14 protein-coding genes are annotated in these 14,356 nt (G+C 39.6%); all 14 read left to right on the top strand.

The genetic code is table 11. The features are described 5' to 3' along the window. Window positions 1-67 precede the first annotated feature (67 nt). The 14 genes from C7B89_RS07290 (at window position 68) to C7B89_RS07225 (ending at window position 14,343) form a co-directional block, all read left to right on the top strand. Entirely contained in the window at window positions 68-1,975 is a 1,908-nt protein-coding gene (locus C7B89_RS07290) for an ATP-dependent DNA helicase (protein ID WP_115673408.1), read from the top strand. A 226-nt stretch (window positions 1,976-2,201) separates the two neighbouring features. After that, window positions 2,202-3,662, top strand: a complete 1,461-nt coding sequence (locus C7B89_RS07285) for a sensor histidine kinase (RefSeq protein ID WP_115673407.1) — start codon at window positions 2,202-2,204, stop codon at window positions 3,660-3,662. After that, on the top strand, window positions 3,655-4,233 hold the full coding sequence (locus C7B89_RS07280; protein WP_004269312.1) for an ANTAR domain-containing response regulator: 579 nt from the start codon (window positions 3,655-3,657) through the stop codon (window positions 4,231-4,233). Before C7B89_RS07285 ends, C7B89_RS07280 begins: the two co-directional genes overlap by 8 nt. Before the next feature lie 83 nt (window positions 4,234-4,316). Further along, on the top strand, window positions 4,317-5,561 hold the full coding sequence (eutH, locus tag C7B89_RS07275; RefSeq protein ID WP_054550774.1) for an ethanolamine utilization protein EutH: 1,245 nt from the start codon (window positions 4,317-4,319) through the stop codon (window positions 5,559-5,561). 26 nt (window positions 5,562-5,587) lie between these two features. Then, window positions 5,588-5,929 (top strand): ethanolamine utilization microcompartment protein EutS, encoded by a 342-nt coding sequence (gene eutS / locus C7B89_RS07270; RefSeq protein WP_004269314.1) that lies wholly within the window; start codon window positions 5,588-5,590, stop codon window positions 5,927-5,929. 10 nt (window positions 5,930-5,939) lie between these two features. Further along, entirely contained in the window at window positions 5,940-6,440 is a 501-nt protein-coding gene (locus tag C7B89_RS07265) for a EutP/PduV family microcompartment system protein (RefSeq protein ID WP_115673406.1), read from the top strand. 17 nt (window positions 6,441-6,457) lie between these two features. Continuing rightward, window positions 6,458-7,879 carry an ethanolamine ammonia-lyase reactivating factor EutA gene (locus C7B89_RS07260; RefSeq protein ID WP_115673405.1) on the top strand — a complete coding sequence of 474 codons (1,422 nt, stop codon included), beginning with the start codon at window positions 6,458-6,460 and terminating at the stop codon, window positions 7,877-7,879. Between the two features lie 5 nt (window positions 7,880-7,884). Continuing rightward, window positions 7,885-9,255 (top strand): ethanolamine ammonia-lyase subunit EutB, encoded by a 1,371-nt coding sequence (locus tag C7B89_RS07255; RefSeq protein ID WP_008176446.1) that lies wholly within the window; start codon window positions 7,885-7,887, stop codon window positions 9,253-9,255. Window positions 9,256-9,264: 9 nt separating this feature from the next. Next, a complete protein-coding gene (eutC, locus tag C7B89_RS07250) occupies window positions 9,265-10,275 on the top strand; it encodes an ethanolamine ammonia-lyase subunit EutC (RefSeq protein ID WP_054550777.1) in 1,011 nt (336 codons plus the stop codon). A gap of 11 nt (window positions 10,276-10,286) precedes the next feature. Then, the gene (eutL, locus tag C7B89_RS07245; RefSeq protein ID WP_036077522.1) at window positions 10,287-10,937 is read left to right on the top strand and encodes an ethanolamine utilization microcompartment protein EutL; all 651 of its coding nucleotides are present in this window, start codon (window positions 10,287-10,289) and stop codon (window positions 10,935-10,937) included. Window positions 10,938-10,952: 15 nt separating this feature from the next. Further along, window positions 10,953-12,443 (top strand): aldehyde dehydrogenase family protein, encoded by a 1,491-nt coding sequence (locus C7B89_RS07240; protein ID WP_054550778.1) that lies wholly within the window; start codon window positions 10,953-10,955, stop codon window positions 12,441-12,443. Window positions 12,444-12,463: 20 nt separating this feature from the next. After that, entirely contained in the window at window positions 12,464-12,742 is a 279-nt protein-coding gene (locus C7B89_RS07235) for a BMC domain-containing protein (RefSeq protein WP_004269321.1), read from the top strand. A 128-nt stretch (window positions 12,743-12,870) separates the two neighbouring features. Next, window positions 12,871-13,461, top strand: coding sequence for a phosphate propanoyltransferase (locus C7B89_RS07230; RefSeq protein WP_054550779.1), 591 nt, complete (start codon window positions 12,871-12,873; stop codon window positions 13,459-13,461). A 12-nt stretch (window positions 13,462-13,473) separates the two neighbouring features. Further along, entirely contained in the window at window positions 13,474-14,343 is an 870-nt protein-coding gene (locus C7B89_RS07225; RefSeq protein WP_009370493.1) for a phosphate propanoyltransferase, read from the top strand. The last annotated feature ends 13 nt before the right edge of the window (window positions 14,344-14,356 follow it).

The raw sequence follows: 14,356 nt of genomic DNA, 5'->3' as shown, positions 1-14,356 counted from the left end.
AAGATTTTTTCTTATCTTCCGTTTCGTCGCGTATAATAGCACCAGATAGTTAGAGGGGGAACATTAATTGCGTAAATCTTTACCATTTGCATTATCAAAGGACCGTTCATTTTTCGATTCATTAGGTGACTGGATGGGCGATGTTCTTTATGATGAATTACCAGAAAAGGGCTTTGAATGCCGTGATGAGCAAATCTTTATGGCTTATCAAATAGAACAAGCACTAAAAGAAAAAAATGTTCTCTTTGCAGAGGCAGGAGTGGGAACTGGCAAAACGATCGCTTATTTGCTTCCAGCTATTTCCTACGCACGTTACACAGGGAAACCTGCGTTGATTGCTTGTGCAGATGAAACATTAATCGACCAACTTGTAAAAGAGGGGGGCGATATTTATAAACTCCAAAAAACATTAGGACTTGATATTGATGTTCGTCTAGCAAAATCGAGAGATCAGTATTTATGCTTAAAACGCTTTGAGGAAGCAGAGAAAGTGGAGTCGGATGAATGGATTGATGATATTTCCTTTTCTATCCCTGATGGTGTTTATGCACAAGGTTCGATGATTGCTGTTCATCCATATGGGGAACGCAGTGATTATCCAACAGTCAGTGATGAGGATTGGCAAAAGGTTAATTACAATTCGATTATGCAATGTTCGGTTTGTGACCTTCGTAATCGCTGTGGGCAAACATTGCATCGCTCTCATTATCGAAAATCAACCGATCTTGTTATTTGTTCACAAGATTTTCTAATGGAGCATTTGGCTACAAAGGAATCTCGTGAGCGTGAAGGTCAGTTAGCATTACTGCCTGAGGTATCAATGATGGTGCTGGATGAAGGACATTTATTGGAGTATGCTGCGCAAAAAGCGATGACCTATAAAGTACAGGCGACGACTATCGTGCAATTACTGGAGCGCTTGATGGTAGATGGTGTACGCGAGCGCACACTGTATGCAATGGAGAAATTACAGGATGATCATGAACTATTTTTTGATCAGCTTCGTGATGATATCGTTGCTTCTAATGAAGATCGCAAACGCATAAACAAATCAAAAACATTGCTTGCTTATGGGAAGCAATTAATAGATGATGTAGAAACATTGATGGAAGAATTCGTTTTTGAATCAGAAATGTACATGATTCCTGAATATGAGCTAAATATGGCGGAAGAATATTTAGAACAATATGAGGCTTCGTTGCGTATTTTCATCGCACAGGGAGATGCAGTAGATTGGTTAGAGGAAACAGATGGTGAAGAAACGCTCGTCATTATGCCTCGTTTAATCACAGAAGTTTTAGCAGAAAAATTATTCTCTAAAAAGCTTCCAATCGTCTTTTCTTCTGCCACTCTATCGGTCAATAAAGACTTTTCTTATATTGCCTATAGTTTAGGAATTCGAGATTACCAATCATTTTCTGTGCCATCCCCATTCGACTATAAAGAGGTTATGAAAATCTATTTACATGAGCTTACACAACGAGACAAAACAGCGCGTGTTCAGCAGTTGCTGCTTGATGGTGAGCAAACGTTGATTTTGTTTAAATCGAAGCAAGCCATGCTAAACTTCAAGGCAGAATTACCGCTAATGGAACGTATGTATGTAGCATTTGAGGGAGATCGAGAGCTTTCAGCCATTGTTCGAGACTTCCAGCAAGGAACAGTTAAAACATTATGTTCATATCATTTATGGGAGGGGTTAGATTTGCCTGAGGAAGCATTAACTCGTGTGATTATTTATGATTTACCGTTTCCTCCACAGGACCCATTATTTGATGCGAAACGTACATTTGCCGAAAACCCATTTGAGGAAGTGGAATTACCTTTCATGCAATTACGCTTGCAGCAAGGGATGGGGCGCTTAATTCGTACATCGAATGACCATGGTGATATTCACATTTTGTTAAATGAAGATGAACAAAAGCAGCGCGCAGCCTTTGAAAATATAGTAGCAGTTGTACCAGAAATAAAATAGAAAGAAGCGAGTTTACCCAAACGGTAAGCTCGTTTTTTGTTATATCGAAATAACATTATGTGTGTAGTTAAATTATGGATCTTTAAAAAACTGTTGAATATTTCTCTTTTAAGCTATATAGTTCTTTGTAATGCAACGAAATCTTGTGAAAGAATATATTTTTTATATTGAAAATAATTTCACAAAAGGTTTATAATAATGACAAAGATTTTTAAGAATAGTCAAATTGCTTGCTGACTATTCCTTGATAGGGGGCTTAAACCTGTCGAACATTCAATCATTGTGTAGAAAATATACAAATCTATCGGCAACGGATATTGACAAGTTAATAGAAATAGAGGCTACGCTAACGTATTATGCTGAGTTGACTGATTGTTACATGTTCATAGATTGCCTGTTGGAGAATTTACCGCATGCAATTGTTGTGGCAGAGGCATTCCCGAAGAAAGAGATTGGTTTATACGAAAAATCAGTTATCGGAAAATTCGTATTTGAAAGTTTTGAACCAGCCGTATTTGCTGCGTTTAAACATAAAGAAAAATCATCCATTTCCAGAGCAATTACGCAGGAAGGCATAACGGTGGAGCAAAATGTCATTCCCATTTTTAATGAGCAGCAGCAAGTAATTGCTGTGTTGATTCAGGAAAAAATGGTGAAGATGCAAACGACACCGAAGGATGATTTTCAAAATATGCCGTTTGCATTAATTGAGCATATTGTCGAACCTAATTCTCAACCAATTCCAGTTGTTTCTGATTTACTCGTAGAGTCGATTATTCTCACAAATCACGAAAATAAAGTGATTTATAGTAATCCAGCAGGCTATCATTTTATTTCGGAGCTATCTGGATTAGAAAATTTTGACAATATACCGTTGGATAAAATCTTACCTTTTTTACAGGAGGTCTATGATAAAGGCGACGATGTCTTTTTCCTAGAAATTACGATTGATCGTAAGTCCTTTATTGTGAAGAAGATTCCTATTCGCAGTCATAACGAGAAAGTCACGCTACTCATTATTCATGATCTAACAGAGCTTAAGCTGAAAGAAAATGAGCTAATGATGAAAACATTTGCGATACGAGAAATTCACCACCGCGTGAAAAACAATCTTCAGACAGTGACAAGTCTATTACGTTTGCAAATGCGCAATGATCTGTCTGCTTCAAATGCAAGTGCGTTTCAAGAAGCATTAAATCGAATCTATAGTATTTCATCGGTGTATGAGCTGATTTTAGAAAATGAAGATAACGCTGAAGAAAGAGTAGACGTTATCGCATTAGCTAAAAAAATTGGTCATAAAATGATTGGTACGTCTAATACAGCAACTATTCAACTAGCCTTTCATCATGAAAATTTGCAGCTGTTCTGCCATTCAAAAAAGGCAGTCTCTTTAGCACTCATTATTTGTGAGCTACTGCAAAATGCATTAAAGTATGCGTTTATCGGACGTGATGAAGGAATCATCGATATTCAATTCATTCAGGAAGATTCTACAATTTCGCTTCATATTTCTGACAACGGCGTTGGAATGCAAGAGGTGAAGGCATCTTTTGGTATGGAGATTATCACAAGGCTTGTAGAATATGATTTAGCTGGCTCATTTTCAATTATCCCTAGTAATGAAGGTACACATACTCAAATTCAGTTCCCTGTAAGTGAGGAGGTATTTATCGTAAATGACTAGGAAAGTTATGATTGTCGAAGATGAATCACTGATTGCGATTGATTTGAAGTTTATGTTAGAAGATAACGGCTACGAAGTTGTAGCTCAAGCGAACAATGGGGAAACAGCCATTGAATTAGCCTTTTTACACAAACCACAGTTAATCTTAATGGACATTAAAATGCCTAAACTTGACGGTTTAAAGGCAAGTAAAATTATTGAACAACAGCTTGGTATACCCGTTCTTTTCATCTCGGCCTATAGTGAAAAAGAATTGTTGCTATACATGAAGCAGGATAATATATTAGGATATGTAATGAAACCGTTTTCTGAAAAAAATGTGTTGCCTGTGCTTGAGGTTGCTTTTCATCAAATTGATAAATTCAACCGTCTCAATGGGGAGATCTTACATAAGCAAACACAATTAGATAAGCGAAAAGTCATTGAACGAGCGAAGGGCTTGCTGATGCAGGCTGAAAATATAAGCGAGGACGAGGCTTACCGTAAGATTCGCAATGAAAGCATGCAAACACAACAGGAAATGGTGCATATTGCACAGCAAATTATTAACAACTTACAAGTCAATAGTTGAAGCAAAGGCGCTTTAAAGAGATTTCTTCTTTAAAGTGCCTTTTTTTATATAAATTTATAAATAAAAAAGGGGTGATGAGTAAGATGGCAATGATAGGAACGGTTATCGTTTATATTATTATGATTTGTGCTGTTTTAGGGGCAATCGGAGCTATCCGAGATGCTGAGTATGGAATTGGGAAAGAATTTATGAATGGGATCCATACGGTTGGTCATATTTTTGTCCCAGCAGCAGGGATCATGGCAGCTATACCTTACTTAACATGGTTTATTAGTCATTTTATTAGTCCGATTTTTGAGTTAATTGGCGCAGATCCTGCGATTGCAGCGACGACGATTTTAGCCTCGGACATGGGTGGTTACCAATTAGCCAATGCATTAAAGGAGTCTTATGAGGGATGGGTAATGGCTCTTGTTGTTGGTTTTATGTCAGGTGCTACTATCGTATTCTCAATTCCAATGGGCCTTGCGATGTTGGATAAGCGTGATCATAAATACATGGCGCTAGGAATTATGGCTGGCGTTTTAACAATTCCGATTGGTGCATTTATTTCTTCGATCATGATTGTGCTATTCAACACAGAAGTACGTGAAGTCATTAGTACAACAGAGGCTCCTACATATGTATTTGCCATTTCTGTTTTACAAATATTAATTAACTTACTACCTTTATTCATTTTCGTTATCTTAATCGCACTAGGCTTAAAGCTTATTCCAAACGGCATGATTACTGGCTTCATGGTATTCGGTCGTGTAATGGATGCGGGAATTAAATTGGTGTTAGTGTTCTCTATTGTTGAGATTTTTACAGGTATTTTTACAAAGATTTTTGGCGCGTGGGGCTTCGATCCAATCATGGCTGATGAAATCGATCAGTTCCGAGCATTAGAAACAGCCGGTTATATCGGGATTATGCTAGCGGGTGCCTTCCCAATGGTGTATCTAATTCGAAAGTATGCTTCCAAGCCACTTGAAGCAGCTGGTAAAAAATTAGGCTTATCCTCTGTAGGAAGTGCTGGGATTTTAGCAACGATTGCGAACATTTTAGCGATGTTTACACTAATTCGCCATATGCCACCAAAAGACAAAGTAATTAACATTGCATTTGGTGTATGTTCCGCCTTTTTATTAGGTGATCACTTATCATTCACGGCGAACTTCCAGCCAACCATTATTTTACCTGTTATTGCAGGGAAGTTTTTAGCGGGTGTTATTGCGATTATTTTAGCCTATAAGCTTTCAGTACCAACTGCATTAAGGTTGGAAATTGAAGATCGTAAGGCTGGCATTATCAAAGAAGGCGAGTATTTAACAGATCAACAATCTTAATTAATTAAAAAGTGAGGTGATGACGTGTGAGTGAAGAGAAAAAACGATTTATTCAGGAGTTTGTGCCGGGTAAACAGCTAACATTGAGTCACCTTATTGCCAATCCTGATCCAGAAATGTTTCAAAAGCTAGGTATCCAAGAAGCAGGTGCCCTTGGCATTATGACTTGTACGCCAAGTGAAACGGTAATTATTGCAGGAGACTTAGCAACAAAGGCTGCCAATGTCAAACTAGGATTTTTAGATCGTTTTACAGGTAGTCTCGTTATTGTTGGTAGTGTGTCAGAGGTAGAAATGGCGATGTTAGAAATCAATCGTTTTTTATCCGAGGTATTAGGTTACACACCATCAAAAATAACAAAATCATAGGATGTGTCATATGAAAAATCGAGTAATGATAATAGGCGGTGTGCAAGCAGGAAAGTCAACATTGATGAATACATTGTTGGGCAAAGAAAGCAGTGCCAACAAAACACAAGCACTCGTTTATGATGACTGGGTTGTTGATACACCAGGTGAATATGTTGAAAATCCAATGTATTACAGAAATATTATGGCAACATCTTTGGAAGTAACCCATGTAATTTACTTGCAGGATGCCACATCAGCAAGGAGTGTATTCCCTCCGCAATTCAGCTTAGGGATTCCCAAAATACAAATAGGGGTTATTACCAAGATTGATGCCCCTGATGCAGATGTAGAAAGGGCTACCGCCTTATTAAAAAATGTTATGACGCAGGGCCCTATCGTGAAAACCTCTTCCTGGCAAAAGCTTGGCATTGAATTGATTGAACCATTGATTCAACTCCAGACAAATGAAGAAATTCGAAAATTTGTTAAGGAAAGCGATAGTCCGTATCTCATGTATTGCTCACAGTAGCGAGAGGGAGGTGTAGGGTGAAAACTGAAAAAATATTTAGTGCAGGCATTGATATTGGGACAAGTACCACAAAAATGGTTGTCAGTAGTTTTCTGTTAAAGAATGTGGCTGGCGTAACACATGTGCCAAGGATTGAAATTATTGAGAAAACGGTGTTGCATCAAAGTCCAATTATTAGAACCCCTTTTATCAATAAAGACATCATTGATATGAAAAAGATAGAGGAATTTATTTCTCAACAGTATCAATTGGCACAAATTGCTCCATCTGATATTGCAACTGGGGCCATCATCATTACTGGTGAATCAGCCACGAAGGAAAATGCAAGTGAGGTTGTCCATACCATTGCAGATGGCGCAGGTCATTTTTTAGTTGCTACCGCAGGTCCTGATTTAGAGGGCATCATTGCTGCCAAAGGGGCAGGTACTTTACAGCAATCAAAGAATTCATCCAAAGTCATCGCCAATATCGATATTGGTGGAGGGACAGCGAATATTGCTGTTATGCAATTTGGAGAGGTCATTGGTACATGTACCTTACATGTTGGTGGTAGATTGATTGAGTTTAAGGATGGCAAGATTCAATCAATTTCTCCGCCACTCATGCGATTGATGGAACGATGGACTAATCCGTTAGCGGTCGGTGATGCGGCCGAAGATATTCGAGTGACACATTGTATTGAAGAAATGGTGCAAACACTTGCCATGATTCTTCATGGGCAATGCAGAGATGAAAAGCATCCATTATTACTAGGGCATTTACCAAACTGGCATAAACCTGTGGATGCCATCGTTTTTACGGGTGGTGTGGCCTCTTGTATTTATGAAAATGAATGTACCCAGCGTCAATATGATGATATTGGTGAAAAATTAGCGAAAATGCTACTTCAGCATGAACAGCTACAATCATTTTTATGGTTACGACCAGAGGAAACAGCACGTGCAACAGTGACTGGTGCTGGTACACAAACCACTGAAATCAGTGGGGCAACCATTCAGGTGGATGCACAGGTATTACCACTAAAAAATGTACCTGTCTTCAATTGTCATCTAGATCCTTCAACAGACTTTAACTCGACGGTGAGGACAGCAGTAGAGAGAGCAAATGATTTATTTTCTATACAGGACAATCGTTCGCCATTTGCCCTCTATTTTAGTGAATTGCCATATTTAAGCTTTCAGGATGTACATGCATTGTGTCAGGCCATTTTGTTACATTTGGCGACAAGATGCTCTAAGGACATACCAATTATCATAGTCATTCAATCAGATTATGCAAAGATTATTGGACAGACCATACAAGCCATAAATGCGACAGTACCAATTATTTGCATCGATCAAATTAAAGTGGAAACGGGCGATTACATCGACATTGGAGAGGTTCTGCCATCTGGCGTCGTTCCTGTTGTGGTGAAGACCCTTGCCTTCCATTCAAAGTAAGGAGGATGAATGTGAACTTATCGGTGATATTTGGTGGAGAAAAATATAATTTTAAATCATTAAAAGATGTTATGGCTAAGGCCAATGAAGAAAAATCAGGCGATCAGCTAGCAGGTATTGCCGCTGAGACGGTTCAACAACGGATCGCAGCAAAGGCAGTATTAAGTGAGCTTTTAGTTAAAGATATCCGCGAAAACCCATTAGTGCCACAAGAAAATGATGAGGTTTCACGCATTATTGAGGGCGATATTAATGAGCAAATATATGGAGAAATCAAAAACTGGAGCATCGAGCAGCTGCGTGAATACATTTTATCAAATGACACGGGTGATCGTGAATTAAAGCGTTTAAGTAAAGGGATGAATTCCGAGATTATTGCCGCTGTTACAAAACTAATGTCCAATTTAGATCTTGTACATGCAGCCAATAAAGTTGAAATACTTTCAACGTGTAATATTACGATTGGTCAAAAAGGGACGCTGTCATCTCGTCTACAGCCAAATCATCCGACAGATAATATTGATGGCATCATCGCCTCTCTAAAAGAAGGACTGTCCTATGGTATTGGGGATGCTGTTATCGGCATTAATCCTGTAGATGATTCAGTTGAAAGTGTCAAAAAAGTGCTTACAGCTACAAAGGAATTCATCAATGATTGGTCCATTCCTACGCAAAACTGTGTATTAGCTCATATTACAACACAGATGAAGGCAATTAAACAAGGCGCCCCAGCAGATATGATTTTCCAAAGTATCGCAGGGACAGAAATTGCTAACCGTTCGTTCGGTATTTCTGCTGATTTAATACGAGAAGCAGAGGAGCTCATTAAAAAACAAGGAACAGGTACTGGTCCAAATTTATTCTACTTTGAAACAGGTCAAGGCTCAGAGCTATCGGCAGAGGCACATATGGGTATTGACCAAGTAACACTGGAATCGCGCAATTATGGATTTGCTAGACATTTTAATCCTTATATTGTGAACACTGTAGTTGGCTTTATTGGCCCAGAGTATTTATACAACAATAAACAAGTAATTCGAGCAGGTCTCGAAGATCATTTCATGGGCAAAATGCATGGTATTCCTATGGGGGTAGATATTTGCTATACCAACCATATTAAGGCAGACCAAAATGATGTGGAAGATTTGAGTGTATTGCTGACAGCTGCTGGTGTTAACTTTATTATTGCTGCGCCAATGGGCGATGACGTGATGCTCAACTATCAATCGATGAGCTTCCATGATGTGGCTACATTACTCCAAACATTTGGTAAAAAACCAGCACCAGAGTATTTAGCATGGTTAGAGAAAATGGGCATTTATGAAAATGGTCGACTGTCAGCAAGAGCTGGCGATTTATCCATTTTTGAAAGGTAGGTGAGTCAAGTGAATGATCAATTAGTTTCTATGATTACACAGCTTGTCATGGAGAAGATGGAGAAAAGTACAGGTAGCCAAACACCTGAAATAGCAGCTACTCCAACAGAACAACCACTTATTAAATTTTATGATACAGTAGAAAATCGTTCTTCAGGAACAACAGAAGCTATAGCAACATCACAGGAGCCATTAATTCAGCTGTATCAGCATGGAGCTCCACAGCAAGTAACGACGGTTACTTCTGCTACTTTCGAACAACCAGTAAATGACGCTGTGCCAATCAAGCCCTTTCAGTTTGAGGCGGGCTCGTTAAGTGAAAGTGTGCAGGCTGCTAAGAAACATACACCTGCTCGTATTGGTGTAGGAAGAGCAGGGACAAGACCGAAAACGAAAACCTGGTTAAAATTCCGACTTGATCATGCTGCTGCGGTAGATGCTGTATATGGCGAAGTGACAGAAGATCTTTTACAAAAGCTTGATGTCTTTCAGGTCACAACGAAAGTCACAGATAAAGAGGAATACATTACAAGACCTGACTTAGGGCGTCGTTTATCAGAAGAATCAAAGGCATTGATTCAGCAAAAATGTAAACCACAGCCAAAGGTACAGATTATTATCTCGAATGGCTTGAGTGCAAGTGCGATTGAGGAGAATGTTCAAGATGTTTACTTAGCCCTTCAGCAAAGTCTTAGCAATTTAAATATTGACATTGGTACTACGTTCTATATCGATAAAGGGCGTGTTGCTTTAATGGATGAGATTGGTGAGCTGCTACAGGCAGAGGTTATTGTTTATCTAATTGGTGAGCGTCCAGGGCTCGTATCAGCAGAATCGATGAGTGCATATTTATGCTACAAGCCAAGAATTGGGACAGTGGAAGCGGAACGTATGGTAATTTCAAATATCCATAAGGGTGGTATCCCACCATTAGAAGCGGGAGCTTATCTTGGCACAGTCGTAGAAAAAATCCTGCGTTATCAGGCAAGTGGCGTAGAGCTTGTCGCAAAAGAAGGTTAGGAGGCTGAAATATGTATCCTCAAAAAATTATGGCGCAAATCTTGGCGATGCAAACCATTCCAAGAGTCAACAGTGAACTAGCAGAGCAGTTAGATTTAAAGCCACATCATCATAGCATTGGGCTTGTCACACTGACAATCGACGATGTTGGCTATGTTGCCTTAGATGAGGCGACGAAAAAGGCAGATGTCGATGTTGTTTATGCAAAAAGCTTTTATGCTGGAGCGGCACATGCATCTGGTCCATTGTCAGGTGAAGTGATTGGCATTATTGCTGGAAGCTCACCTGATGAAATTCGTAGTGGTCTTGATGCCATTCAACAAAAAATTGAATTTGATACGTATTTTGAAGCCATTAATAATAATGACAATCATGCCTTGTTTGCCCATACCGTGGCAAGCTGTGGGACGTATCTTGCAGAGCTTGCAGATGTAAAGGTTGGCACCCCACTTGCTTATTTAATTGCTCCGCCGCTTGAAGCGGTTGTTGGATTAGATGCAGCATTAAAGGCTGCAGATGTTGAGCTAAAGGTTTTCTTTGGTCCTCCATCTGAAACTAACTTTGGGGGCGGCTTATTAACTGGCAGCCAATCTTCATGCGAGGCTGCGGCACATGCATTCAGAGAAGCTATTGAAAATATAGCTAGAAACCCAGTGATTTAGAAAGGAGGCGGCTTTATGGCCACATTAGACAAAGACTTATTAGCGATTCAGGAAATGAGAGATGCCGTTAAACATGCTAATACAGCACAGGCTGCCTATATGCAATTTTCTCAGCAACAAGTAGACAACATTGTAAAGGCTGTCGCGGATGCTGCCTTTAAGGAAGCAGACCGTTTAGCAAAAATGGCTGTGCAAGAAACAGGAATGGGTATTCCTAACCATAAAAAGATGAAAAATGAAGTAGCTTCACGAGATGTCTATGAAGATATTAAAGAATTAAAAACAGTTGGTATTGTGGGCTATGATCGGATGAAAAAAGTAGCCGAAATTGCAAGTCCTTTCGGTGTTATTGCTGGTATCGTACCAACAACAAATCCAACCTCTACAGCGATCTTTAAGACACTTATTTCTTTAAAAACGAGAAATGGTTTAGTGCTTAGTCCACACCCATATGCAGTGAAATGTACAAAAGAGGCTTTAGATATTTGTCGAGTAGCTGCTGAAAAAGCAGGTGCGCCAGAAGGATTACTACAATGTTTAACAATGTCCTCCATGGAGGCAACACAGCAGCTAATGAAGCACCCAAACATTCATTTAATTTTAGCTACGGGTGGTGGTGCATTGGTCAAGGCGGCCTATAGCTCTGGCAAACCTGCCTATGGGGTTGGGCCAGGAAATGTACCAGCTTATATTGAAAAATCGGCTAATATTCAAAAATCTGTACGTCAATTGGTGCAAAGTAAATCGTTCGATAATGGCACAATCTGTGCAACAGAACAAGCCATTATTGTGGATAAGGTGATTGCAGAGCAAGTGCAAACAGAATTAAAGAAAAATGGTGCCTATCTATTAAATGCCGAAGAAAAAGCTAAAATGGAAAAATTGATCTCGCCAGTTCCTGGGAAAGTAAATCCCCAGATTGTCGGTAAATCAGCTACTTGCCTAGCAGATTCTGTCGGTATTACGGTACCAGACGATACAAAAGTTCTTGTGGGCTTCGAAACAATGATTGGTAAAAATATTCCATTTTCTCTTGAAAAACTATCACCAATCTTTGCGCTTTATGTTGTTGAAAACAGTACAGAAGCCAAGCAGGTGATGATTGACCTATTAAATATTGGAGGACGCGGACATACATGCTCAATTCACACTGAAAATGCAGCATTAGCAGAGCAATTTTCTGTCGAATTACCAGTATCACGAATTGTGGTTAATACATTATCCTCAATTGGTGCAGTAGGTGGCACAACGGGCTTAGCACCATCCTTTACATTAGGCTGTGGGACATTTGGCGGCAATATTACGTCAGACAACATTACAGCAAGACATTTATTAAATATCAAACGTATGGCGTATGGCATTAAAGATGTCGAAGTGCCAAAACCAGAATTCGAAGTACAGTCCGTTGTTGAATCGGTAGTTTCACAAGAACCTACTCTTGATACAACGATGGTTCAACAAATTGTCGATCAAGTATTAAAACAAATCACATTACAAAATAAATAAATTATTTGGAGGAATGACAAATGAGTACAGCATTAGGAATGGTAGAAACAAAAGGTTTAGTAGGAGCAATTGAAGCAGCAGACGCAATGGTAAAGGCAGCAAGCGTTAATTTAGTAGGCAAAGTACATGTAGGTGGCGGGATCGTAACAGTTCTTGTACGTGGTGATGTAGGTGCAGTAAAAGCAGCAACAGATGCAGGGGCAGCAGCAGCACAACGTGTAGGAGAGCTATTATCTGTCCATGTAATTCCACGTCCACACCACGAATTAGAAATGATTTTACCAAAAGCAGAAGCATAATTTCATGTTCTTTCAAACGCTATAGATGGAAAAATAACTACCATTTATAGAAGAGAGCTGGATCTAACTTTAGAACAGCTCTCACCTTGTCCTGATAAAATAATCAACAAAATAAAGAGGTGGCTAACATGACAACAGCAACAAAAACTTTTCCAGTGGCCATTTCGGCTCGTCATATCCATCTAAGTGAAGCGGATTTACAAGCACTTTTTGGTCCAAATGCAACCCTAACGAAAGATTTCGACTTATCACAGCCAGGGCAATTTGCTGCAAAAGAGCGCGTCTCTATTGAGGGACCTAAAGGCGTTATTCATAATGTCCGTGTCCTTGGACCTGTAAGACCAGCAACCCAAGTAGAGGTAAGCCGCACTGATGCCATGAAGCTAGGAGTGACACCACCTTTACGTCAATCAGGTGATATTGACAATTCTGCGGGTATTAAAATACTTTCTCAAGACAAAGAAATAGAGATCCAGCAGGGAGTCATCATTGCGCAAGCGCATATTCATATGACTGAGGAAGATGCCAAAGCATTGGAAGTACGCAATAATGAATTAGTTTCAGTAGAAGTTGTAAGTGATCGACCTGTCACTTTCCGAGGTGTCGTTGTACGTGTTTCAAATGATTTTAGTCTGGAAATGCACATTGATACGGATGAAGCAAATGCTGGTTTTATCGAACAGCAGGCACAGGGTAAATTAATAAAAGTATCATCGTAAGGAGGAGGCAAGATGCAAGAAAATTTAGTGCAAAAAATTGTGGAAGAAGTTCTGCAACAAGTCTTAAAAAATCAATCTTCCCCTCCACATGACGGTAAAATTCCGATTGGTGTATCTGCCCGCCATGTCCATCTTGCACAAGCAGAAGTTGAACAGCTCTTTGGTGAAAATTATCAGCTCACACCGAAATTCGAGCTTTCACAGCCAGGGCAATTTGCTGCGGAGGAAACTGTAGTAATTGCAGGTCCAAAAGGGTCAATTGAGCGCGTGCGTATTCTTGGTCCCGCTCGTTCCTTATCGCAAGTGGAAGTAAGCTGGACAGATGCTATGAAATTAGGTCTGAAGCCACCATTAAGAATTTCTGGTGATATTCAAGGTTCCAGTCCTGTTACATTAATTGGTCCAAAGGGAAGTGTTGTGTTAAATGAAGGCCTCATTATTGCACAGGCACATATTCATATGTCCCCAGCGGATAGTGCGAGATTCCAAGTCGTAGATGGGCAATCTGTCCAAATTAAGGTAGAAGGTATTCGCCCAATTATTTTATCGAATGTGGTTATCCGTGTTTCAGAGCGCTATCGCTTAGAAATGCATATTGATACAGATGAAGCAAATGCAGGGTTAATTCAGCAAGGAACGCTTGCAGAAATCGTGCATCATCAAGTAAGTGAACCTATGATCACTGTGAAAGAGCAGTCGCCAGTCGTACAGAAAGTAGAGCAACCGTCCGTCTATCATTATGACAAAAAGCTACTTTCACAAATAGAAGTGCTCGATATCGATGCACAAGAAATTGTCGTTCCAAAGAAAACCATTGTGACAGCATTGGCTTATGATAAGCTGCGAGAGTTAAATAAAACATTAACGATTCGTTCAGAGTAGTTAGACAATGTGT

The sequence above is a fragment of the Lysinibacillus capsici genome, assembly GCF_003367505.1.
In the GTDB taxonomy this organism is placed as follows: Bacteria; Bacillota; Bacilli; order Bacillales_A; family Planococcaceae; genus Lysinibacillus; species Lysinibacillus capsici.
Note: the sequence above shows the minus strand (reverse complement) of the source record. Positions and strands in the feature narration are given on the sequence as shown.

Bases quoted from the DNA above. Each gene is read 5' to 3' on its own strand.
- C7B89_RS07280 (WP_004269312.1), top strand. From the start codon at position 3,655: ATGACTAGGAAAGTTATGATTGTCGAAGATGAATCACTGATTGCGATT.
- eutH (WP_054550774.1), top strand. From the start codon at position 4,317: ATGGCAATGATAGGAACGGTTATCGTTTATATTATTATGATTTGTGCT.
- C7B89_RS07265 (WP_115673406.1), top strand. From the start codon at position 5,940: ATGAAAAATCGAGTAATGATAATAGGCGGTGTGCAAGCAGGAAAGTCA.
- C7B89_RS07255 (WP_008176446.1), top strand. From the start codon at position 7,885: ATGAATGTGAACTTATCGGTGATATTTGGTGGAGAAAAATATAATTTT.
- eutL (WP_036077522.1), top strand. From the start codon at position 10,287: ATGTATCCTCAAAAAATTATGGCGCAAATCTTGGCGATGCAAACCATT.
- C7B89_RS07240 (WP_054550778.1), top strand. From the start codon at position 10,953: ATGGCCACATTAGACAAAGACTTATTAGCGATTCAGGAAATGAGAGAT.
- C7B89_RS07235 (WP_004269321.1), top strand. From the start codon at position 12,464: ATGAGTACAGCATTAGGAATGGTAGAAACAAAAGGTTTAGTAGGAGCA.
- C7B89_RS07230 (WP_054550779.1), top strand. From the start codon at position 12,871: ATGACAACAGCAACAAAAACTTTTCCAGTGGCCATTTCGGCTCGTCAT.
- C7B89_RS07225 (WP_009370493.1), top strand. From the start codon at position 13,474: ATGCAAGAAAATTTAGTGCAAAAAATTGTGGAAGAAGTTCTGCAACAA.